This is a genomic window from Rhizobium zaerense, from assembly GCF_051810725.1.
In the GTDB taxonomy this organism is placed as follows: domain Bacteria; phylum Pseudomonadota; class Alphaproteobacteria; order Rhizobiales; family Rhizobiaceae; genus Rhizobium; species Rhizobium leguminosarum_I.
Genome location: NZ_CM132690.1, coordinates 1691750 through 1713922, shown reverse-complemented (window position 1 = coordinate 1713922; position 22173 = coordinate 1691750). Strand labels below are relative to the sequence as shown.

Genomic DNA, 22173 nt, shown 5'->3' with positions numbered 1-22173 from the left:
CATCATTTAAAATTGTCGCGAAGCGTTTAAATCAATCGAGACAACCCCTGGCTATGCTCCTTGAAGCAGCAGGAACGGGACAGACGTTCTGCGGCCAATACTTGGCAGATTACTAAGTCGCCATGCCATTGACTGAGACCAAAGGCAAGCCTGATCTCAATCGGTTGTCCGTAACGGGGATTTAAGAGATGAAGAAAACAGTCGTTACACTTCTGGCGCTGGCCTTTACAGCAGGCAATGCATGCTCGGCATTTGCCGCCGGTCCCGCAGGTTTTGCCCGCGGTATGACCGGTAATTCGGCGGTCAGTTATATCTCTGAAAGAGGTAGGATCATTCCACCTTTCGCCCAGGTGCTGTTCTGCGCCCAGAACCCGACCGAATGCCGCGATAACAATGGTTTGGCGGTCGTTGCACTGTCGGACACGCAAATGCTGCAACTGAAGGACGTCAACTCTGCCGTCAATCGTACGATGATCGGCCGGAACGACCCCCGCAACGAATTGAATGGCGACGTCTGGAAGGTGAATGTGCGCAGCGGCGACTGCGAAGATTTCGCATTGACCAAGCGCAGCCGGCTGATAGCGATGGGCTGGTCGTCGCGCGCTCTGCGGATCGCGACGGCATATACGCCCTCCGGTGAAGGGCACGCGGTCCTCGTCGTCAGAACCGACAAGGGCGATCTCGTGCTCGACAACAGGAAGAGCAGCATCAAGAACTGGCGCGATACCGATCTGCGCTGGGACAAGATTCAATCGGGAACAGACCCCTATGTCTGGTACCAGCTATAACGGCCGAGGCAGCGACATAGATTGATTGATCCTGTTTCCGGATTGAAGTCGAGCCTGCTCTGACGAGCCGCTCGACTTGTCATATCGCCCACATAAACCTATGTTTTGGCTGTCGACGGGGCAGCGGGCAAACTGCGGTGCCCGGAGTTCGATTTTCGATGTGGGTATCAAGCGATCTTCGATATTGTCTTTTCGCCCAGATTGAGTATGACGAACGTCATGCTGCGACGCAGCATGACGTTCTACTCTAATGATTTGAGGGAAATATGCGCATCACGATGATTGGATCAGGCTATGTCGGCCTCGTTTCAGGCGTTTGCTTTGCGGATTTCGGCCACGACGTCATCTGCGTCGACAAGGATCTGAGTAAGATCGAAGCCCTTCGCGAAGGCCGCATTCCGATCTACGAGCCGGGTCTGGAGCAACTGGTCGCCGAAAATACCAGCACCGGCCGGCTGTCCTTTTCGACCGATGTCGGCGAAAGCGTCCGCAGCGCCGACGTCGTGTTCATCGCTGTCGGCACGCCGTCCAGGCGCGGCGACGGCCACGCAGACCTTTCCTATGTATACGCCGCTGCACGCGAGATTGCCACCTATGTGGAAGGCTTCACCGTTATCGTCACCAAGTCGACGGTGCCGGTCGGCACGGGTGACGAGGTCGAGCGGATCATGCGCGAAACCAATCCCGCGGCAGATGTCGCCGTCGTTTCCAATCCGGAATTCCTGCGCGAAGGTGCGGCGATCGAAGACTTCAAGCGTCCCGACCGTATCGTCGTCGGCCTGAACGACGACCGGGCGCGCGAAACCATGACCGAGGTCTACCGCCCGCTCTATCTCAACCAGGCCCCCTTGGTCTTCACCACCCGCCGCACCTCCGAACTGATCAAATATGCGGCCAATGCATTTCTCGCGATGAAGATTACCTTCATCAACGAGATCGCCGATCTTTGCGAACGGGTCGACGCAAACGTCCAGGACGTTTCACGCGGCATCGGCCTCGATGGCCGTATCGGCTCCAAGTTCCTGCATGCCGGCCCGGGTTACGGCGGCTCGTGCTTCCCCAAGGATACGCTTGCTCTTGCCAAGACGGCGCAGGATTACGACGCGCCGATGCGTCTCATCGAGACGACGATCTCGATCAACGACAACCGCAAGCGCGCGATGGGACGCAAAGTCATTTCGGCCGTCGGCGGAGACATTCGCGGCAAGAAGATCGCGATCCTTGGCCTGACCTTCAAGCCGAATACCGACGACATGCGCGACAGCCCGGCGATCGCGGTCATCCAGACCCTGCAGGACAACGGCGCGCAAGTGGTCGGCTACGATCCCGAGGGCATGGAAAACGCCCGCAAGGTAATCGAGAACATCGAATATGCGAGCGGACCCTACGAGGCGGCCGCTGGTGCGGATGCCATTGTCATCGTCACCGAATGGAACCAGTTCCGCGCGCTCGATTTCAATCGCCTGAAGCAGTCGATGCGCGCTCCGATCCTGGTTGATCTGCGCAATATCTACCGCAGCGACGAGGTCCGCAAACACGGCTTTACCTATACCGGTATCGGCACCAACCTTTATCAGGAAGCGACCGGCGCCTGAGATAGCTCCGTGAACTTTTGATTGTCCTGACGCCGCGGAGCATAATCCGCGGCGTTTGGTTTTGAGCATGACGCCGAAAAGTGTAGGCGTTTTCGGACGACACCATGCTTGCCGATTTAGAGGATTCCGACCCGCGTCCCCTTTATCGTCAGCACGGTCAGCCGGCCCGTCGCCGAAACCGCAGTGTCGATACCAATGCGTTGCGGCCCGAATGTCGGGATTCGTGCCGGCGTATGCCCGTGGATCACGAGGACAGGAAGCTGCGGCCCTTCATCCAGGAAGGGCTGACGGATCCACATGAGGTCGCTGTCTTTCTGCTTTTTGAGGTCGATGCCCGGTTTGATGCCCGCATGAACAAAGACGACCCTTCCTATCCGCAGCATGATCGGCAGCGATTCCAGGAATTTGATATGCCGCTCGGGTATCATGGTGCGGATGACGCGGGCAATTGTTTCGCTTCCGGCCGCCGATTCCAGCAGATGCTCGATGTCGATACCGTATGAGTGCAGCGTCTCCTTTCCGGCAAAGCCGAGCCATTCGAGAATGCGTGCCGGCTTGCGGTAGAGTTTGACCAGTTCCGCGTCGTGATTGCCGCACAGGACGAAGCGCTGAAATCCCGGCGGCGGGGTCTTGCTCAGGAACTCCAGCACCGCACTCGAATCAGGCCCGCGATCGACATAGTCGCCGAGCATGACGATGAGTTTCGGTCCCGGGATGCGCGCGGCATCCTCGACGATGCGGCGATGCACCTCGACGAGCTCGTTATAACATCCGTGAACATCGCTCATCGCGTAGACCGCAGCGAATTCGCCTTCGGCAAACGTCAGCCGAGCGCGTCTTTTACGGTTGCCGGCCAGTATCGGTATGTGTTGTCGCCACGGCGCTAGATAGTTAAACATGGAACCCATTTATGAGACCCGACCGAATGGCGGGTTGCCGGAAATAATCCATCTCTTATCCATCGCTGAAACGGCATGAGGCTCACTGTTCATAAGAATTTGGCCTGATCGCGGCCCCACCGAAGTTGTAACCCGAACCAATTGCCACATTCAGAGTGACATAGTTCTTCGCCGTTTGCTGCACCGCCTGCGCCAGGTTGGCCTGACTGGTCACGGCTGAACGCTGCGCATCCAGCACATCAAGCAAGGATGATTGTCCATCCTTGTAGCTCCCGATTGAAAGCGCAAGAGTCTCCTGCGTGGTCTTCACCTGCGCCCGCAGCGCCTGAATGGTTTGCGCGTCGCGGTGAACGGACGATAGAGCGCGCTCAATCTCTTCGAGGGCGGCCAGAACAATCTGCTTCCACGCAAGAGACTGCACCTTCGCATTGGATCTCGACATCTCCACATTCGGGCGCAGCCGATCACCACCGAAAATTGGCGGGTTGAGAGCCGGCCTAAACAACCAGGTGGTCAGGCCACCGGGAGCGCTACCCGCTTGTTTTATGGATGACGGCGAGATCGAACCATTGAGAGTGATGCTCGGATAAAGCTGCGACTCGGCAGCGCCGATATTGACCGTTGCAGCGGCGAGGTCACGCTCCGCCTTGCGGATGTAGTCATTCATGCTTGGGAGGGTGCTGCGGTTAATAATACGCTATAGTTTGCTATATGATGATTAATCCGGCGTTAAGCCGGCGATTATTGCGTTTCTCGCGACATTATCGGCTAATATTCCTCAAATGGAGGAGCCACAGGCATCGGATTTCCACAGGGGTGACCTTCGAGAAGCTGCAAAAATCAACTATAACGAGAGGCCGCGGGAAAAAATGAACGTTAAAGCAGATCGCGCTTGACGCCCTTGCGGCGCAGCATAATGATGGCGCGTTGCGAGCGTGAATGACATTCTTGGTCAGGAATCTCAGATCCAAAACTGCGGGGTGCAAAGTGGAAACTGCGGTTGATTCGAAGCTTATCGAGGCGATCACCTACGACGAAGACAGCCGGCATCTAAGGGTCTATCTGACCAACGGTCAGAGGCGAGAATATGAAGGCGTTCCCAAGGGTGTCGTCGTCGGTTTGACGATGGCGGCATCGCCAGGAAATTTTTATATGAAGGCAATCCGGGGCAAATATCCTCCCCGTCCCTAATGCCTTATCGAGAACGGATGATAGTATCATCGTTCCAGCAAAGATGCGGGACCGGCATTCGCCGGTCCCGCAAATCAGTTTCCCGCCAGCACTTGCATAATTCCTTAAATCGGGATCGATTGAAGGACAAATTATGCCGCACTTCAAAATGCTACGGCGTCGTTTGCGTGTCTAAAAAGACGCGGCGCTGCCGCGGCGCGCGCGGTCAATAATTGCCGAGGAAATCGCGAACCGCATTGATCTCGAGCGGCGCAATTTCGTGACCGCCGGGGTGCCAGACCTCCCTGACCTCCGCCTCTCGGTCTTTCAGATGCTCGGACAGCGCCTCGGTCATGGAGACGGGAGCGATCGGATCCCGTCGTCCCGCCGTCACCAGCACCTTTCTTCCCACAAGCGTTACCTGGGCTTCGGGTTGAAACGGAATGAGCGGGTGCATCAGAACCGCGGCATCGAAGATACCCTTCTCGATCAGCACGTTGGCAAGAATATTTGCGCCGTTCGAGAATCCCAGGCCGAGAATCTCGGAAGCCCGGTACTCGTCAGCGAATGCTTTGACGTAGGCAGCCATCTTCTCGGTCGCGCGCGAAAGGTCGGGCATGTCGTAGACCCCTTCCCCGGTGCGGCGAAAGAACCGCGCCGCGCCGTGTTCGGAAACATCGCCGCGCGGGGAGAGAATCGTCGCTTCCGGCAGCAGGCGCCGACCGAAGTCGAAAAACTGGTTTTCGTCGCCCCCGGTGCCGTGCAGCACCAGCAGAATAGGTTTATCAGGTGCACCGGCATGCAGCCGGTGCACATATCCAGTTTCGGTCATATCGCCTCTCCTTACGCTTCGAGCGGCTGCAGGTGCTGCTCGAGCAGCGCGCGAAGATGGGCGTGCTGCTGCGGCAGTTTCAAGGCTTCGCCGAGATGGGCCGTGTCCTCGTCGTGGTCGAAACCTGGCTCATTGGTCGCGACCTCGAACAGCACGCCGCCCGGCGTGCGAAAATAGATGGCCCAGAAGTAGTCGCGGTCGATCACCGGCGTGACCTGATAACCCGTGTCCATCAGCGCCTTGCGCACTTCGAGCTGCTTCTCGCGGTTTTCGACGGCGAAGGCGACGTGATGAACCGAGCCGGCGCCGGGAAGCGCGCGGGCGATGTTCGGCATGGTCTCGAGATCGATGAGATGCGCGCCATTGCCGGAGGGCTTGATCAGCCGCTTGACGCCGTCCCTTTCTTCAGCGACCTGGTAGCCCATGAACTTCAGGAGCTCGGCCGTGGCGCCCTCGTCCCGCAGCCGCATGGCAACGGAATGGAAGCCGCGAATAGCGTGATCCTCACTGATGCCGCTATGCGTCCAGGGCTGGCGGTTATCGTCCTCGACTTCAACAAGTGCAAAACCGTCACCGTCGGGACCGGAAAAATTCAGGCGTTTCTCGCCGAAACTTTCCTCAGCCTTCAGGCCGCCGACACCAAGCGCGGCAAAGTGATCGCTCCAGAAGCCGATCGAGCCTTGCGGAACGGAAAACACCGTCGTGCCGACCTCGCCTGTGCCGGGACGGCCCTGCGCCATCTTCGGGAACGGGAAATAGGTCATTACGCTGCCGGGTGTGCCGGTCTCGTCACCGTAATAGAGGTGATAAACGTCAGGCGCGTCGAAATTGACAGTCTTCTTGACGCGACGCAGACCGAGCGCATTGGTGAAAAACTGGTTGTTGGTGCGGGCGTCCTGCGCCATCGACGTGACGTGGTGCAGACCCTTGATCTGATCGAGCATTTGAGACCCCTTTCATGCCCGCCGTTGCGGGCTTTCGATGAGGCTAAGATGCGCGCTGAAACTCTCACGGAACAGACCCGCAGACCAAAACGCATTGTCTTCTATTAGTGAACGAACATCAGATTGCGTTCACACCTATGCCCCGTGGGGATCGGCCGGCAATTGCCAGTCGATCGGCGCGCGCCCGCGCGACTGCAGGAAGGCATTTGCCTTTGAAAAATGCCCGCAGCCGAAAAAACCGTTATGGGCCGAAAGCGGCGAGGGATGCGGCGCCCTGAGCACGAGATGCCGCGTCGTATCGACGAAGGCGGCCTTGCGCTGGGCATAGGAACCCCAGAGCATGAAGACGACGGATTCACATTCATCGTTGACCTTGCGGATAACGGCGTCGGTGAAGCGCTCCCACCCCTTGCCCTGATGGGCCGCTGCCTGCCCCTCCTCGACGGTCAGCACGCTGTTCAGCAGGAGCACACCCTGTCTTGCCCAATGTTCGAGAAAACCGTGCCGTGCCGGCGCTATGCCGAGATCCGTCTCCATCTCCTTATAGATGTTGACGAGCGAGGGTGGTATGCGCACGCCCGGCCGGACACTGAAGCACAGCCCATGGGCTTGCCCAAGTCCATGATAGGGATCCTGGCCGAGGATGACGGCCTTGACGTTGGAGATCGGCGTCAGATCAAGGGCGCGAAAATATTCGCTGCCCTTGGGGAATATCCGCTTGCCGACCTGCTTCTGCGCGACGAGGAAAGACTTGAGCTGTTGCATGTAGGGGCTGGAAAATTCCCCCTCCAGCGCAGCCTTCCAGCTCTCCTCGAGACTGACGGATGGATCGCTCATCCCGGAAACCCTTCGCATATGACGAAATAACGGTCACACGGTTCTAGCAAAATCGATCTACGCTGCAATGCCCGTCGGCTCGGCAATAGGTCTACACCTTCAGAATTCGGAGAGAGAGGATTTGCGAGAGGCTGGCCGGGGCACCGTCGTCCGTGTTTAACTATATGATAGCTTCGGTATTTACGCCGGCAGGCGGCCTGAGTAGAACCTTGATTGTGAAATCGGAGCCATGTCTTCCTATGAAATTCGGCACGAGCGGCCTTCGCGGACTTTCAGTCGATCTCAAGGGGCGCGCCTCTGCCCTCTACGCCACCGCGTTCGGCAAATATCTGCTGCAGACCGGTAAGGCGCGGACCGGCGACGTCATTCTGATCGGCCGCGATTTTCGCGATTCAAGCCCTGAAATCTCGGGAAATTGTGCCGGTGCGCTTGCCGCGCTCGGCTTTCGGATATTCGACTGCGGCAATGTCCCCACACCCGCCCTTGCCCTTTATGGTCTCGAAAGCAACGCCGCATGTCTGATGGTGACGGGCTCACATATTCCGGCCGACCGCAACGGCATCAAATTCTATCGCCCGGATGGCGAGATCGACAAGGCGGACGAGGCAGCGATCACCAGTTTGGCAGCCGAGATCGAACGAACCGGCGAAACGGTAACGCAGGCGCCGACCGGGACGGAGGATCATGAAGCGATCTGCCGGCAGCTCTTTTTCGAACGCAATGCCGCTCTGCTTCCGCAAGGCGCGCTTGCCGGTCTGAAGATCGGCGTCTACCAGCACAGCACCGTCGCCCGCGACCTGCTGGTGGACGTTCTCGCTCATTACGGCGCCGAGATCACCGCTCTCGGACGTTCGGAGAGTTTCATTCCCGTCGACACCGAAGCCGTTTCCGACGAGACGATCGCGCTGATGAGGCGTTGGGTGTCCGACCACAAGTTCGATGCGATCGTCTCGACCGATGGCGACGGCGACCGTCCGCTGGTCGCAGACGAAACAGGCACGCCGCTGCGCGGTGACCTTCTCGGCCTCGTGGCAGCCAATTTCCTCGGCGCCGGCACGGTGGTGACGCCGGTTACCTCCAATTCGGGCATCGAGGCCGCGGGCTCTTTCGCCGTCCGACGCACCCGCGTCGGCTCACCCTTCGTCATATCAGGCATGGAAGAGGCCGTGACGGCCGGCAAGGATCATGTCATGGGCTTTGAAGCCAATGGCGGACTGCTGACCGCAACCGCCTTTGATATCAACGGCCGGAACGTGCGTGCCTTGCCGACACGCGATTGTTTTATCCCGATGCTCGCGATCCTGTCGCTCGCCGCCATTCGCAGGCAGCCGCTTTCGGCCGTTGCCGCCTCTTATCATCTGCCATTTGCAGCCGCCGACCGCCTGGAGAGTTTTCCGGTCGAGACGAGCGCAGCGCTGATGCAGTATCTGCGTGCCTCTGATGAAAATCTTTCGGCCTTCCTGCAGCCGATCGGCGAGGTGGCTGCGAAGTCCGACATCGATGGACTTCGCCTGACGCTGAGGGACGGCAGGATTATCCATTTCCGCCCGTCCGGCAATGCGCCGGAAATGCGCTGTTACGTGGAAGCCGAGAGCGAAACCGCAGCCCTGGATCTTCTGACCGCCGGGCTGACCCGTATACGAGACTGGGCGGAGATACCCGCTAAACATGCGACGAACACGCTTTTTTCAAGGAACCCGCCTATGACGCAGAAAATTGTTCCCGTGATCATGGCCGGCGGCAAAGGCACCCGGCTCTGGCCGCTTTCCCGTGCCACCGCACCGAAACAGTTCATCCAGTTCGTCGGTGACAAGACGCTGTTTCAGGAGACCCTCGACCGGGTTTCCAATCCGGATCTCTATGAAGCCGCGATCGTCGTCACCAATGAGGAATTCCGCTTCCTGGTCGCCGAGCAGGCCCGCGAACTCGCCATCCCGCTCGCCGCCGTCCTGCTGGAACCGGTTGCCCGCAACACCGCGGCAGCGGTGGCCGCCGCCGCTAACCTTGCCGGCGAGCTCTTCGGCAAGAACACCATCATCCAGATGCTCGCCTCGGATCACGAGATCCTGGCCGATGAGACCTATTTCGATTGCATCCGCATCGCCCGCGATGCCGCAGGCGACGGCAAGCTCGTGACTTTCGGCATCAGTCCGACGGAGCCGGCGACGGGTTACGGTTATATCGAAATCGGCGATGCGCTCAAAAATGGTGCGCACAAGGTCAAGCGCTTCGTCGAAAAGCCGGCGCTTGAGAAGGCCGAGCAGATGCTCGCCGCAGGCGGCTTCTACTGGAACTCCGGCATCTTCATGTTCCCGGTTGCGGAACTTATCGCCGAACTGCAGGAATATGCGCCTGACGTGCTGAAGGCTGCAAGCAAGGCCGTTTCGAAGGCAAGCCGCGACCTCGATTTCACCCGCCTCGACCCCGACCATTTCGCCAAGAGCCCCGACATCTCCATCGACTACGCGATCATGGAAAGGACCTCCAAGGCCGCCGTTGTCCCCTCGCCCTTCAAATGGTCTGATATGGGAAGCTGGGATGCCGTCTGGAAATCAGGCGCACGCGACGGTAACGGCAATGTCGCCGCCGCAAACACCACCGTGGTCAATACCCGCAACTCGCTCGTCATGACGCATGGCGTGCATCTTGCCGTCCAGGGCATGGATGATGTCGCCGTCATCGCCAGCGAAGACGCCGTCTATGTCGGGCCGCTCAAAGACAGCCAGAACGTCGGGCAATTGGTCAAGATGCTGGCGTCCACGTCCGCCACCGCGAAATTCACCGAAACCCATCCGACATCCTATCGCCCCTGGGGCGGCTATACCTCGATCTTCAACGGCGATCGCTTCCAGGTGAAGCGCATCTTCGTTACACCGGGCAAGAAGCTTTCGCTGCAAAAACACCACCACCGCTCCGAACACTGGATCGTCGTCAAGGGAACGGCCGAGGTGACGGTCGGTGAGACCGTGCGGATGCTGCGTGAGAACGAGAGCGTCTACATTCCGCTCGGCGAAGTCCACCGCCTCGCCAACCCCGGAAAGATCCTTCTCGAACTCATCGAGGTGCAGACGGGTTCCTATCTCGGCGAGGACGACATCATCCGTATCGTCGATGAGTTCGGAAGAACGTAAAATCGCAACCGGAGCGATGGTCGGGTCTTTTCCGGCGCGACCATCCTCGCTGTTGAATTTCCTCTTGGGGTTCTCGTAGAATGGATGTACCGACAGACATGACCGGAGATATCCCCCTGATGCGTACGTTGCCCGTCCTCGCCGGATTTCTTGCAATCATGGTGCCGGGAATGGCGTTTGCCGAAACGGCAAGCATGCGAACCGCAAGCGAGTCCGAAATTCGCCAGCACCTGCCCGGTACGTCCGAACTGAAAGAAGGCAAGAATGGCTACGAATATCGCGACGGCAATAAGAATGGCTACAAGATAAACAATGGCCAGGTGTGCGTCCTGTTCCCCAGCAAGAAGACCGATTGCGTCAACGTGAAGACCGACGGCAAGACCTTTCAGATGATCGACAAAAAAGGCGGCCGAACCAGATTCTGATTTGTGGCCCGGCAATTTCCTTGCCCGGGCTTGTCTTCCCGCAGGCAAAATCATTTTGCGGGTGAAGTTGCACTGTCCTTGTCGAGAACGAAGTCGGCGATCAGACCCGAATGGTTCGAGCCGAGACTATCATCGACACGTTTCAGCGATGTCAGATGAAGCGGCGCGCGCGCAAATATGTGATCGATGGCGATCCCGAGCCGGCCGGCGCCGACCGGCCATGTTGCCGGTTCCGGCGTGATCGTCTTCAGCTTCTGGTCGCGCAGGAAAGCTTGGATGCTCGGAGCGATCACCGAGGAGTTGAAATCGCCTGACACCACCAGAGGGCCGTCGATTGAGCCGAGCGCTTTGGCGAGATCTTCCAATTCAGCCATCTGAAAATCGTCGAAGTATGGTTTAGTCAGGTGCGCTGAAACCAGATTGATGGTCTCGCCGCCGAAATCGACGCTTGCTATCACCAGCCTATTTTTTCGCAAACTGCCCATGCTTGCAACCTGCGGGCTGACGAACGGGCGTTTGGAGAGCACAAGCGTATCGCATGTATCCTTCCCGGTATCGCAGCCGATATGGTAGGGATAGGCCTTGAACAATTGCTGCAGGTGAAACGTCAACGGCTTTGCTTCGAGCAGATTGACGACGTCGGCATTCGACGCGATCACCATGTTGGTGATCTCAGTTGAGTTTTTCCAGTTGTCGATCGCGATGTTGAACGACATCAGACGGAAAAGCGGCGGGGTGTCGGTGCTTCTGTCGCCCTCCGCGAATTCGCGCAGCATGATGATGCCGTGAGCGATGAGAAGAAGCGAGGCAATCAGAAGGATAAAGCCGTAGATCTGTCTCTTGATGGCCAGAATGATGATGCTGGCGGCGACGAACACGACGCCGAGGTGAAGCTGAAAGCTGTAGACGAAGGACAGAAGCCAGAAGTTCGTGACATAGCGTAACGATACGATCGCGATGGCAACGGTCAGAAACGCGCAGAGAATCCAATAAATTATATCTCTCATCGATCCTGACCTGCTTGCAGACGGCCGTCCGGCCATAACATGCGATCAGTTATGGTGCAATGCAACAAAACAGCCGGGAGCCGGCGTCCGGCAAAACAGCGGCGGATAGACCGACGGCAGCGGGGACGGTGCTGTGGCCTTCTCTTTCAAAGACCTATCGACTCGGCCTCTTCTTATCTTGTAAGTGGGGTCACTTGATACGGAATCGGCTCTTTGCCGTCGGCAGGGAGCCGAGAAAAGGTGGGAATGCGCTACTTCATTACAGGGACTGCCGGCTTTATCGGTTTTCATCTGGCCAGGCGCCTGCTGCAGGAAGGGCACGACGTCACAGGCTTCGACGGCCTGACTCCGTATTATAACGTCAAGCTCAAGGAGATGCGCCATGCGGCACTCTCCCAGTTTCCGGCTTTCAAACCTGTCATCGCTATGCTTGAGGACCGCCCATCGCTGGAAGCCGCCGTTCTGGAGGCCAAGCCCGACATTTTGATCCACCTCGCCGCACAGGCTGGCGTCCGCTACAGCCTGGAAAATCCCGAGGCCTATCTTCGTTCGAACGTCGAAGGCTCGTGGAACATCATGGAAATCGCGCGGAGCGTCGAAATCCGTCACCTGATGCTGGCCTCGACATCCTCGATCTATGGCGCCAATCCGACCGTCCCCTTTCACGAGACCGATCGCGCCGACGAGCCGCTGACCATTTATGCCGCGACGAAGAAATCAATGGAACTGATGGCGCATAGTTATGCCCATCTTCACAAGATTCCGACCACGGCTTTTCGCTTCTTTACGGTTTATGGCCCATGGGGCCGCCCGGACATGGCGCTGTTCAAATTCACCAAGAACATGCTCGAAGGCCAGCCGATCGAGATTTACGGCGAAGGCAATATGAGCCGTGACTTCACCTATATCGACGATCTCATTGAAGCGATCGTTAGGCTCTCGGCAATCGCTCCGAGCGAGGAAAATCGTCTTGACAACGTAGCTGTCGAAACGCTTTCGCGCCAGGCGCCCTTCCGCGTCGTCAATATCGGCGGGGGCAAGCCGGTCAGCCTGATGGATTTCGTCGAAACGGTGGAGAAAGCGCTCGGCCGTCCCGCCATCCGCAAGATGCTGGCGATGCAGAAGGGTGACGTGCCGCGCACCTTCGCAGCCCCCAATCTGCTCGTCGCGCTGACGGGATACAGGCCGGATACGACATTGGATATCGGCGTCAAGGCCTTCGTCGACTGGTATCTCGACGTGCGCGGCGAACTCGACGCTTAGAACAGGGTGACGTCCGAAGACCCCTCACACTTTTCGGTATCATGCGCTAGGTGTCGCAGAGGATGCGACAGGCCGAAGCCGGCCCAATGTTTCAGCGGAGAAACGTGACGGCGTCGACGGCAGCGACCGCCGTCGCAAACACGTAACCGACGACAACGGTCAGGCTCTGCGAATAGGTCTTGAGCCGGTAGCCCTCGCCCTCGACCGTAGCAGGGCCGCGCAGGACGAAAGGAACGCCTGGGCGCATGAAACCGGCGCGTGTCGTCAACGGAACCTCGGGCGAATGGCCAATGGCTGAGGTGTACATCAGGTCGCGGGCAAGGCTGGCTGGGCCGATGGCGAAGGCCGGCTCGGCGGCGGCGGTGATCGTCAGGGTCAAGGCGATGGTGGCAAGAGTTCTGTGCATGTCGAAGTCCCCGTTTGCGGATCGGCGGGCTTCATTTTGCCCGGCTCCAAACGATCGACGCGTCTGTCCACGCTTCGGTCGCTTTCATGAGACCACTCTACACCTCAGTATTTTCAGGGTTTTTAAGCAGATCGGTCAAATTTTAAGAAATTTGATTTTCCGGTCGCACCGGTTCGGAATCCACGGAAAAAACGCGGAAATGCCGATGGCCTCGACGCTGCATCGCAGTCTACAGGACACGATCCAGCTTCTTGTTGATGTGCAGGTTCGGCATCAATCCCGCACTTTGCGCAGCATGATAGGATTCTCGCGCCGCATCGAACGAGATCGACCACATGATGGCGCTGAGCAGCAGAGCGATAATATAGATCTGAATACGCATCGAACTGCCGATACGGAAAGAGCAAGGCAGTTTTGTGTCAAAACATAGTCACAGGGATCACGAAAAAGTGGCGCGTTCTTTGTTTTGCAGCCGGCTGGCACCAGACATATTAGTGTCGTGAAAATTAGTGATATTGCACTGCTACCTGTTAGCAGCCGACCCCGAGGCTTGGTTCCTCTTCCCACCCCGAGAACCCTGAGAGGTCCGTTCCCACGGGCCTCTTTGCTTTCTTTCCAAGCGTTTTTCCATAACTGTGAGATCGCCTGATCCGAATTGACGTTGGACCGCTGAACGGCATATCTCGATCCCAAACCAGACCACACGTTCCACGAGCAATGTCATCTTCTTGCCTTGGCAAATATATCAATCGATTGACTTACTTTTCGACTAATGTTACAAATTGCCATGACCCGAGAAGCTAACAGCCAGCCACCGGCCTCCGCCCGCGCCGAGATCGCGCGCCAGAAGATGCTGGACGCTGCCCTCGACGTCTTCGGCCGCTATGGCTTCGATGGCGCCTCGACGCGCCAGCTCGCGGATGCGGCCGGCGTCAACCTGCAGGCGATCCCCTATTATTTCGGCAGCAAAGAAGGTCTCTACATCGCCACGGCCGAATATCTGATGATGCGGATCAATACGCATGTCGGTGACATGAGGGCGCGCGTCGGTGCGCATCTGCTGGCGCTCGACGCTGCGGGCAAACCGCTTGGGGAAGCGGAGGCCCGCCATTTCTTGATCGAGATTTTGCAGACCATGGTGACGCTGTTCGTCGGCGGGGAATCCGAATCCTGGGCGCGTTTCCTGATCCGCGAGCAGATGGAGCCGACCGAAGCCTTCACACGGGTCTATCAGGGCCTCATGCGGCCGATGATCGAGGTGGGCCGGCGGCTGATCGGAGCCATCCTTCACGAGGATCCCGCCTCGGAACATGTGCGCCTTCGCACTTTCACCCTTCTCGGCAGCATTCTCGTCTTCCGCGTCGCCCACGCGGCCGTGCTCGCCCAGATGGAGTGGGACGGAGTCGGCCCGGAACAGGTGGAAACGGTGCGCGGCCTTGCCGCAGAGTTGGTCGATTGCATCGGCTCGCCGAAAGGAAGTGCAGCATGAAACGCATCCTTCCCCTCGCAATCCTTCTTCTCGTTGCGGCAGGTGCCGCCGGCTGGTGGTACGGCCTGCCCCAAAAGCTCGGCTGGTTGCCTGAGGCCAGCCGCGAGTTCGTCCTTTACGGCAATATCGATATCCGCCAGGTCTCGCTCGGCTTCCGCGTCAGTGGCCGCCTCTCCGAACTCCTTGCCGACGAAGGTGACGTCATCAAGAGCGGAACGGTCATGGCGAAGCTCGACGCAACCCCCTATGACTTCGCGGTCCGCTCCGGCGAGGCCAATGTCGCAGCCCTTCGGGCGACGCTCGACAAGCTGAAAGCCGGTCCGCGGCCGACCGAGATCGCCCAGGCACGCGCCGCCTATGACGAAAGTATCGCCGATCTCCGCAATGCCAACCTCGCCTATGACCGCGCCCGCCAGTTGCGACCGCAGGGGACGATTTCCGAGGCGAGCCTTGATCAGGCAACCGCTGCAAGGGCCATGGCCGCCGCACGTTCCGATTCCGCCAACGAGGCGCTGAAACTGCTGCTGGAAGGCTCCCGTGTCGAGGATATTGCCGCTGCCGACGCCCAATTGAAGGCGGCACAGGCAACACTCGCTTCCGCCCGCACTTCGCTAGATGACACCGAACTGCGCGCGCCGAACGACGGCGTCGTGCTCTCCCGCGTCCGGGAAAATGGCGCGATTGTTTCCCCCGCCGACACCGTCTTCGTGTTGTCGCTGACAGAACCCGTCTGGGTTCGCACCTATGTCGCCGAACCCGATCTCGGCCGCATCCATCCCGGCATGAAGGTTTCGGTCACCTCCGATACGGCGTCCAACAAACCCTATGAAGGTACGATCGGCTTCATCTCGCCGGTTGCCGAATTCACGCCGAAATCGGTGGAGACGCCGGAGCTCAGGACCGACCTCGTCTATCGCCTGCGGATTGTCATCGATAAGCCCGGCCCGGATCTGCGCCAGGGCATGCCAGTCACCATGCGTTTTCCTACGCCGACGGCGGACGAACGATGACCGCCGCCGAGACCGGCCGGGGCGACAAGCCGCTTGTCCGGATCGACGGCGTCACCAAGCGCTTCGACGATGCGCCGGCCGTCCTTGACGCCGTCTCCGGCGTCATCGGTGGCGGCGCGATCACCGGTCTCGTCGGCCCTGACGGCGCCGGCAAGACGACGCTGATCCGCCTGATGACCGGCCTGATGCTGCCCGACACGGGAGCTATGGAGGTTCTCGGCTTCGATACCCGGAAGAATGCCGCCGGCATCCAGGCGGCGATCGGCTACATGCCGCAGCGCTTCGGTCTCTATGAGGACCTTTCGGTACAGGAAAACCTCGACCTTTACGCCGATCTGCGTGGCCTGCCGAAGAGCGAACGTGCGAGCGCCTTCGACGAACTGCTCACCTTTACCGATCTCAAGCGTTTCACCGGCAGGCTCGCTGGAAAGCTTTCCGGCGGCATGAAGCAAAAGCTCGGTCTTGCCTGCGCGCTTCTGAAGAAGCCGCGCCTGCTGCTGCTCGACGAGCCGGGCGTCGGCGTCGATCCAATCTCGCGCCGCGACCTCTGGAAGATGGTTGAGAACCTGACGAAGGAAGGCATCGGCGTCCTTTGGTCGACCGCCTATCTCGACGAGGCCGAAGCCTGCGATCATGTGCTGCTCTTGAACCAGGGCAAGCTGCTCTTTTCGGGGAAACCGGCTGACATGACCGGCCGCGTCAGCGACCGGGTTTTCCGCGTCTCGGGCTTGACAGGGCGCCGCCGGCAGGTGCTCGCCGGACTTCTGCAGGCTGATGGCGTCATCGATGGCGTGATCCAGGGCGAGGCGATCCGCCTCGTCGCCGCCAAGGACAGGAAACCGGATATAGGCTCGGCCGGCGATGGCGCGACACTCACCCCTGCCCCGCCGCGCTTCGAAGATGCCTTTATCGACATGCTGGGTGGTGGTCCTGGCGGCCGCTCGAGATTGGCCGAGGCGCAAGAGCCGACGAAAGGCGAGGATGACCGGCCGGTGATCGAGGCCAAGGCGCTGACCAAGCGCTTCGGCGATTTCACCGCTGCCGACAATATCAGCTTCGATATCCGCCGCGGCGAGATCTTCGGCCTGCTCGGCCCAAACGGCGCCGGCAAATCCACCACCTTCAAGATGCTCTGCGGCTTGCTGAAGCCGACAAGCGGCGAAGGCCGCGTCGCCGGTTTCGACCTTCGCCGCGATGCCGCCGAGGCCCGCAACCACCTCGGCTACATGGCGCAGAAATTCTCGCTCTATGGCGATCTGACTGTCATGCAAAATCTCGAATTCTTCTCTGGCGTCTATGGCCTTCGCGGGCCGCACAGGCGCGAACGCATCGAGCTGATGGCCAGCATCTTCGATTTCGGCCGCCATGCCAGCCAGCCGGCGAAAGATCTACCGCTCGGCCTGAAGCAGCGCCTGGCGCTTGCCTGCGCTGTCATGCACGAGCCGCGCGCCCTCTTCCTCGACGAACCGACCTCCGGCGTCGATCCGATCACCCGGCGAGAATTCTGGACGCATATCAATGCGCTGGTCGAAAAGGGCGTGACCGTGCTCGTCACCACCCATTTCATGGACGAGGCGGAATATTGCGACCGCATCTCGCTGATTTATCGCGGACGTTCGATCGCGCTCGGTTCGCCCGATGAATTGAAAGCCCGGGTTGCAACCAAGGAGCAGCCGGACCCGACGATGGAGGACGCCTTCATCGCCCTGGTGCAGCAATCCGAGAAGGAGGATGCCGCATGAGCACCTCCTCCGGCCGGATGCGGCGTCTCTTGGCCCTCGTGCGCAAGGAAAGCTTTCAGGCGATTCGCGATCCGAGCAGCATCCTCATCGCCTTCGTGCTGCCGCTGATCCTGCTCTTTCTCTTCGGCTACGGCGTCTCGCTCGATACCACCCGCACTCGCATCGGCCTCGTGACCGAGGAGATGACGCCGCTGACACAGGATCTGTCGGCGAGTTTCCAAGCCTCGCGCTATTTCGAGGTCGCCGTCAGCCGCGACCGGCGCCTGTTCGAGGACGATCTTGTGCTCGGCAAGGTACGCGGCATTGTCGTCATTCCCGCCGATTTCACCACACGCTACACCGCCGGCAACCGTCCCGATATTCAGATGATTGTCGACGGCTCGGATCCGAACACGGCGAATTTCGTACAGAATTATGCGCGGGGCACCATTGCCAACTGGGAGCGGCAGAGGCAAGCGGACGTCGCCTCCCATAGTCCTGCCATCTCGGTCGAGCAGCGCTTCTGGTTCAATCCTGAACTGACTAGCCGCAATTTCCTCGTGCCTGGCTCCATAGCCATCGTCATGACGCTGGTCGGCACACTTCTGACCTCGCTCGTCGTCGCCCGCGAATGGGAGCGGGGCACGATGGAGGCGATGATGGCAACGCCGGTAACAGCGGTCGAGCTGCTCGCAGGCAAGATCCTGCCTTATTTTCTGCTCGGCCTCACCTCGATGACGCTCTGCGTGCTGCTTGCGGTCTTTCTCTTCGGCGTGCCGTTCCGTGGCTCCGTCGCTGCCCTCTATGCCCTATCGGTCGCCTTCCTGATCCCGGCGCTCGGCCAGGGCCTGTTGATCTCTACGGCAACGAAGAATCAGTTCCTCGCCTCACAGTTGGCGCTGATCTCGGCCTTTCTGCCGGCATTCCTGCTGTCGGGCTTTCTCTTCGAGATCAATTCCATGCCGACCGTGATCCAGTGGGTCACCTTCATCGTGCCGGCGCGTTACCTGATCCCCAGCCTGCAGACGGTGTTCCTCGCCGGCGATATCTGGCCGATGTTCCTGCAGGCGATCGGCGTGATGCTGACGATCGGCGTCATCATGTTCGTGCTTGCGGCGCGCAGCACCAGAAAGAGGATCGGCTGAGATGGGTTGGACAAGGCTTTACGCCCTGATCGTCAAGGAGCTGCTCGCCGTCCTGCGTGATCCGAAGGGCCGCGCCATCCTGATCGGCCCGCCGATCGTCCAGCTTCTCGTCTTCTCCTATGCCGCGACGCTCGAAGTGCGCAATGTCGATGTGATGATCCTCAACCGCGACAGCGGTCACTGGGGCCAGGAACTGATCGAGCGCATCGACGGCTCGCCGACTTTCAGGAAGATCGAGATTGCAGAAAGTCAGGCGGAGGTCCGGGTGGCGATCGACAATCAGACGGCCATTGCCGCCGTTGAGATCGGCCCAGACTTTTCCCGCAATATCGAGGCCGGGACGCCAGCCGACCTGCAAATGGTGCTTGATGGCCGTCGCTCCAACGCCTCGCAGATCGTCGCGGGCTATCTCTCGCAAATCGGCGCCGCCCTTGCCGCCGAGACACCGGCCGGCAAACGTGCCGGCGCCGACATCGTCTCGACACTGCCGCGCAACTGGTTCAACCCGAACCTCACCTATCAATGGTTCATGGTGCCGAACCTGATCGCCAGCATCGCGCTCCTCATCGGCCTGATCGTCACGGCGCTGTCGATTGCTCGCGAGCGCGAGCTCGGCACCTTCGACCAGCTGATGGTCTCGCCGCTGCGTATGCACGAGATTCTGATCGGCAAGCTGATTCCACCGATGATGATCGGCCTCTTCCACATCACCGTCTATATCCTGGCCGCCGTCTTCCTCTTCGAGGTGCCGCTGCGCGGCTCGCTCTTCCTGCTTTACGGCAGCGCGATCTTCTATCTCGGTTCGGTCGCCGGCCTCGGCCTCTTCATCTCGGCGCTGTCGATGACGCAGCAGCAGGCGATCCTCGGCGCTTTCCTTTTCATGGTCCCGGCTATGCTGCTCTCCGGCTTTGCGACGCCGATCGAGAACATGCCGGGATGGTTGCAGCCGGTGACCCTGATCAATCCGCTGCGCTATTTCCTGGTCGTCGTCAAAGGCGTCTTCCTCAAGGATATTCCTTTGAGCGAGGTGGTGAACCAGACGATCCCACTGGCGCTGATCGCCACTGTTACGCTCAGTGCCGCCGCCTGGCTTTTCCGCCGGCGGCTGGAATAACGCATTCCGACCCGGACTTTAGCGGCCTCACATAATGTGAACCGGCCGTCCAAAGCGTGACACTCTCCTGCCGGAACCTCGGATTGGCGCGGTCGTTACCCCAGTGCAATCCCCAGAAAAGGAGAAGCAAAATGTACAAGATTCTCGTTGTTTCCAGCGCCCTTGCGCTGTCGTCATTTGCAACCAATGCGCTCGCTGATGGAGCCGTGACCGGTGCAGCCGGCGGCGCCATCACCGGCGCAATCGTCGGCGGCCCTGTGGGTGCTGCCATTGGCGGTGTGGCCGGCGGTGTCGCCGGTGCCGTTGTCGATCCGCCGCCGCGCGAGGTCGTCACTTATGTCCAGCAGCAGCCAGCCCCGACCGCCTCCGTGGTGGTCCAGGAACCGATCGTCGTCGGCAAGCCGCTTCCGGCAGACGTCGTGGTGACGCCGGTACCTGACAATCCGAAATATGCCTATACGGTCATCAACAATCAACGCGTGATTGTCGAACCCCGCACCCACCGTGTGGTGCAGGTCATCGAATAATCAGGCAACCGAAGCCGCCCGTTGTGGTTCGGCAACTTCCGGCTCCGCTTCGGCGGAGCCTTTTTTCGTGCGCTCGCGCCACCTGCCGATCAGTGAGAACAGAACGACGGCGTACTCTGGCAACTCGAACCCCCGCGGCAGCGCCTCTATCGGAATTTGGTCGCCGTAAAGCTTGCCCTGCCTGAGCGATAGAATATGCACGGTGGAAAGCATGAGCCGATCCTCCATCGATTGACGGGATCAGCATCGCCGAAACGTCCGCTTTGGGTCCTTAAGAGACCGATTAAGGGCTACTAAAACTTCCAAGAGCTTTCAGCGCGGTCGCATTCCGGCCCGCGCCAGTCCTGCCAGAACCGGAACAAAGCGCCGCGGGTCCCTGGCCGGTTGACCGGCTTGAATTTTCTCAAGGGTCGCGCCGGGTGCGATCGCCTCAAGCGCATGCAGGTACTGCCGCGCCTCGGCCATGTTGCCGAGATGCGCATGTGCTGCGATCAGCATCCAGTAGGTCGGGTCGAAATGGGCATTGAGCGCCAGCGAGCGAGCGCCGAAAGAGACCGCCGCCTCGTAATTGCCGCGAAAGATCTCGGCCATCGCGATGCCCGTCAGCGAAAAACGCGCGTCCGGATCTCGCGGCCCCAGCATCAAGGCGCGGTGCAGACGCTCGAGCGCGTCATCGATATCGCCGCAGTGCAGGGCCGCGATGCCGGAGCATGCCGCGACGCGAAGATCATTGGGATTGGCGGCAGCGGCAGCCTCCAGGACGGCCATGCCGCCGTCGTAGTCCTTGCCCGTCTGCAGCAGCGCCATACCGCAATGGACCATCACCCGGGGATCGCCGGCCGAATGCTGGAGGCCGCTGCGTGCAAGCCTGAGGCATTCCGCCTTGTCGTCTTCTCCGAGCGGCGGCCAGCCCATGGTCGTGCGATGTTCGAGCGCCCACGCGGCAAGCGACAGGATCAACGCATTTTCCGGCTCGATGGCCAGGGCCTCGCGCAGCAGCGCATAGGCAACGGCATTGCTTTCGATCGACTCGTCGGTGATGGCAGCAAGCGCACGCAGATAGAGATCATAGACCGCGGGGCTGTTCGGCCGGTCTCGCCGCGATCTCCGGATTTCGGCGATCTCGATCGCCGGCTCGACGATCGTGGCAACGCGCTCGGTGATCCGGTCCTGGAAGGCGAAGACGTGGCTGATGCCGTCTTCGAAATGATCGGCCCAGAGATTGGCCGCCGAAAGGCCGTCGACCAGTTGCACGTTGATGCGCAGCTGCGCGCCCTCTCGCCGGATACTGCCTTCGAGCACGTAGCGCACACCGAATTCCCTGGCCACCTCTCGCACATCGACGCTGCGTCCCTTGTAGACGAAGGCGGAGTTCTGCGAGACCACCGAAAAGGAACGGAAGCGCGAAAGCGCGGTGATGATCTCCGCCACCACGCCGTCGGCGAAATAATCCTGGTCGGCGTCACCGCCGAGATTGGCGAAGGGAAGAACGGCAACCGACGGCGCCTGCGGCGCCACGGGCGCCATCCCGGCATTGTCCTGGCGCGGCAGGCGATAACCAACCCTGGGAACGGTGACGATCCACTCCGTGCCATCCGGGTTTGCGCCGAGAAGCTTCCTGAGCGTGGCAATCTGGACCGTCAGGTCGCCTTCTTCTACGGCAAGTCCCGGCCAGGCCCGCTCCATCAGATCCGCCTTGGTGACGACGCGGCCCTCAGCCTCCAGCAGCAAGCCGAGCAGCGCTACGGGCCGTGGTCCCGCCGCAACAGACTTTCCGTCCCGCCACAGGCTTCCTGTCACGGGATCGTAAAGGAACGGACCAAACGAAAGCCTTGAGCTGCTCATTGCCAGAGCATAGCGCGAAAATATT

General features: G+C 59.9%; 21 protein-coding genes and 2 pseudogenes. 13 read left to right on the top strand and 10 right to left on the bottom strand.

Features of this window, described 5'->3' with window-relative positions; genetic code table 11:
- The first annotated feature begins 188 nt into the window (after positions 1-188).
- On the top strand, positions 189-788 hold the full coding sequence (locus ACS4RR_RS08140; protein WP_456189933.1) for a transglutaminase-like cysteine peptidase: 600 nt from the start codon (positions 189-191) through the stop codon (positions 786-788).
- A gap of 266 nt (positions 789-1054) precedes the next feature.
- Positions 1055-2383, top strand: coding sequence for a UDP-glucose dehydrogenase family protein (locus tag ACS4RR_RS08135; RefSeq protein WP_017965755.1), 1329 nt, complete (start codon positions 1055-1057; stop codon positions 2381-2383).
- Positions 2384-2499: 116 nt separating this feature from the next.
- Here ACS4RR_RS08135 and ACS4RR_RS08130 read toward each other — a convergent pair whose 3' ends face one another.
- Positions 2500-3291 (bottom strand): metallophosphoesterase family protein, encoded by a 792-nt coding sequence (locus ACS4RR_RS08130; RefSeq protein ID WP_456189932.1) that lies wholly within the window; start codon positions 3289-3291, stop codon positions 2500-2502.
- A gap of 73 nt (positions 3292-3364) precedes the next feature.
- A pseudogene (locus tag ACS4RR_RS08125) lies at positions 3365-3937 on the bottom strand (TolC family protein); the annotation flags it as partial.
- A 284-nt stretch (positions 3938-4221) separates the two neighbouring features.
- On the opposite strand from ACS4RR_RS08125, the gene ACS4RR_RS08120 reads away from it, so the two are divergent.
- Positions 4222-4473 (top strand): KTSC domain-containing protein, encoded by a 252-nt coding sequence (locus tag ACS4RR_RS08120; RefSeq protein ID WP_162118002.1) that lies wholly within the window; start codon positions 4222-4224, stop codon positions 4471-4473.
- Positions 4474-4678: 205 nt separating this feature from the next.
- On the opposite strand, the gene ACS4RR_RS08115 is transcribed toward ACS4RR_RS08120, so the two are convergent.
- The 3 genes from ACS4RR_RS08115 to ung all read right to left on the bottom strand — a co-directional run bounded on the left by ACS4RR_RS08115 (position 4679) and on the right by ung (position 7065).
- A complete protein-coding gene (locus tag ACS4RR_RS08115) occupies positions 4679-5284 on the bottom strand; it encodes an alpha/beta hydrolase (RefSeq protein ID WP_017965759.1) in 606 nt (201 codons plus the stop codon).
- Between the two features lie 11 nt (positions 5285-5295).
- Positions 5296-6228 carry a VOC family protein gene (locus ACS4RR_RS08110; RefSeq protein WP_017965760.1) on the bottom strand — a complete coding sequence of 311 codons (933 nt, stop codon included), beginning with the start codon at positions 6226-6228 and terminating at the stop codon, positions 5296-5298.
- A gap of 135 nt (positions 6229-6363) precedes the next feature.
- The gene (ung, locus tag ACS4RR_RS08105; RefSeq protein ID WP_260109249.1) at positions 6364-7065 is read right to left on the bottom strand and encodes a uracil-DNA glycosylase; all 702 of its coding nucleotides are present in this window, start codon (positions 7063-7065) and stop codon (positions 6364-6366) included.
- 239 nt (positions 7066-7304) lie between these two features.
- Here ung and ACS4RR_RS08100 point away from each other — a divergent pair.
- The 3 genes and pseudogenes from ACS4RR_RS08100 to ACS4RR_RS08090 all read left to right on the top strand — a co-directional run.
- Positions 7305-8717 (top strand): annotated as a pseudogene (locus ACS4RR_RS08100) (phosphomannomutase); the annotation flags it as partial.
- A 51-nt stretch (positions 8718-8768) separates the two neighbouring features.
- A complete protein-coding gene (locus ACS4RR_RS08095; RefSeq protein ID WP_222386781.1) occupies positions 8769-10196 on the top strand; it encodes a mannose-1-phosphate guanylyltransferase/mannose-6-phosphate isomerase in 1428 nt (475 codons plus the stop codon).
- A gap of 119 nt (positions 10197-10315) precedes the next feature.
- Positions 10316-10621 carry a hypothetical protein gene (locus ACS4RR_RS08090; protein WP_026154312.1) on the top strand — a complete coding sequence of 102 codons (306 nt, stop codon included), beginning with the start codon at positions 10316-10318 and terminating at the stop codon, positions 10619-10621.
- 50 nt (positions 10622-10671) lie between these two features.
- Here the strand turns inward: ACS4RR_RS08090 and ACS4RR_RS08085 are convergent, their stop codons facing one another.
- On the bottom strand, positions 10672-11628 hold the full coding sequence (locus tag ACS4RR_RS08085; protein ID WP_260109250.1) for an endonuclease/exonuclease/phosphatase family protein: 957 nt from the start codon (positions 11626-11628) through the stop codon (positions 10672-10674).
- Positions 11629-11874: 246 nt separating this feature from the next.
- On the opposite strand from ACS4RR_RS08085, the gene ACS4RR_RS08080 reads away from it, so the two are divergent.
- Positions 11875-12891: an NAD-dependent epimerase/dehydratase family protein gene (locus tag ACS4RR_RS08080; RefSeq protein ID WP_260109251.1), complete on the top strand. Its 1017-nt coding sequence runs from the start codon at positions 11875-11877 to the stop codon at positions 12889-12891.
- A 91-nt stretch (positions 12892-12982) separates the two neighbouring features.
- Here the strand turns inward: ACS4RR_RS08080 and ACS4RR_RS08075 are convergent, their stop codons facing one another.
- Together ACS4RR_RS08075 and ACS4RR_RS08070 are read right to left on the bottom strand one after the other, a co-directional pair.
- Positions 12983-13297 (bottom strand): hypothetical protein, encoded by a 315-nt coding sequence (locus ACS4RR_RS08075; protein WP_162117995.1) that lies wholly within the window; start codon positions 13295-13297, stop codon positions 12983-12985.
- A 229-nt stretch (positions 13298-13526) separates the two neighbouring features.
- Positions 13527-13679 carry a hypothetical protein gene (locus tag ACS4RR_RS08070; protein WP_003581757.1) on the bottom strand — a complete coding sequence of 51 codons (153 nt, stop codon included), beginning with the start codon at positions 13677-13679 and terminating at the stop codon, positions 13527-13529.
- Positions 13680-14084: 405 nt separating this feature from the next.
- Between ACS4RR_RS08070 and ACS4RR_RS08065 the strand changes: the two genes are divergently transcribed.
- The 6 genes from ACS4RR_RS08065 (at position 14085) to ACS4RR_RS08040 (ending at position 20303) form a co-directional block, all read left to right on the top strand.
- On the top strand, positions 14085-14786 hold the full coding sequence (locus tag ACS4RR_RS08065) for a CerR family C-terminal domain-containing protein (RefSeq protein ID WP_222386743.1): 702 nt from the start codon (positions 14085-14087) through the stop codon (positions 14784-14786).
- Positions 14783-15796 carry a secretion protein HlyD gene (hlyD, locus tag ACS4RR_RS08060; RefSeq protein WP_222386744.1) on the top strand — a complete coding sequence of 338 codons (1014 nt, stop codon included), beginning with the start codon at positions 14783-14785 and terminating at the stop codon, positions 15794-15796. The genes ACS4RR_RS08065 and hlyD overlap by 4 nt, the downstream gene beginning before the upstream one ends.
- The gene (locus tag ACS4RR_RS08055) at positions 15793-17538 is read left to right on the top strand and encodes an ATP-binding cassette domain-containing protein (RefSeq protein WP_260109252.1); all 1746 of its coding nucleotides are present in this window, start codon (positions 15793-15795) and stop codon (positions 17536-17538) included. The genes hlyD and ACS4RR_RS08055 overlap by 4 nt, the downstream gene beginning before the upstream one ends.
- Complete coding sequence (locus ACS4RR_RS08050) at positions 17535-18662, top strand: ABC transporter permease (protein WP_260109253.1); 1128 nt, start codon at positions 17535-17537, stop codon at positions 18660-18662. The genes ACS4RR_RS08055 and ACS4RR_RS08050 overlap by 4 nt, the downstream gene beginning before the upstream one ends.
- Before the next feature lies 1 nt (position 18663).
- Positions 18664-19776 (top strand): ABC transporter permease, encoded by a 1113-nt coding sequence (locus ACS4RR_RS08045; RefSeq protein WP_162117990.1) that lies wholly within the window; start codon positions 18664-18666, stop codon positions 19774-19776.
- Positions 19777-19907: 131 nt separating this feature from the next.
- Positions 19908-20303, top strand: a complete 396-nt coding sequence (locus tag ACS4RR_RS08040; protein WP_162117989.1) for a DUF1236 domain-containing protein — start codon at positions 19908-19910, stop codon at positions 20301-20303.
- Here the strand turns inward: ACS4RR_RS08040 and ACS4RR_RS08035 are convergent, their stop codons facing one another.
- Complete coding sequence (locus ACS4RR_RS08035) at positions 20304-20516, bottom strand: hypothetical protein (RefSeq protein WP_017965772.1); 213 nt, start codon at positions 20514-20516, stop codon at positions 20304-20306.
- Between the two features lie 99 nt (positions 20517-20615).
- Complete coding sequence (locus ACS4RR_RS08030) at positions 20616-22148, bottom strand: winged helix-turn-helix domain-containing tetratricopeptide repeat protein (RefSeq protein ID WP_260109254.1); 1533 nt, start codon at positions 22146-22148, stop codon at positions 20616-20618.
- Positions 22149-22173: the final 25 nt, after the last annotated feature.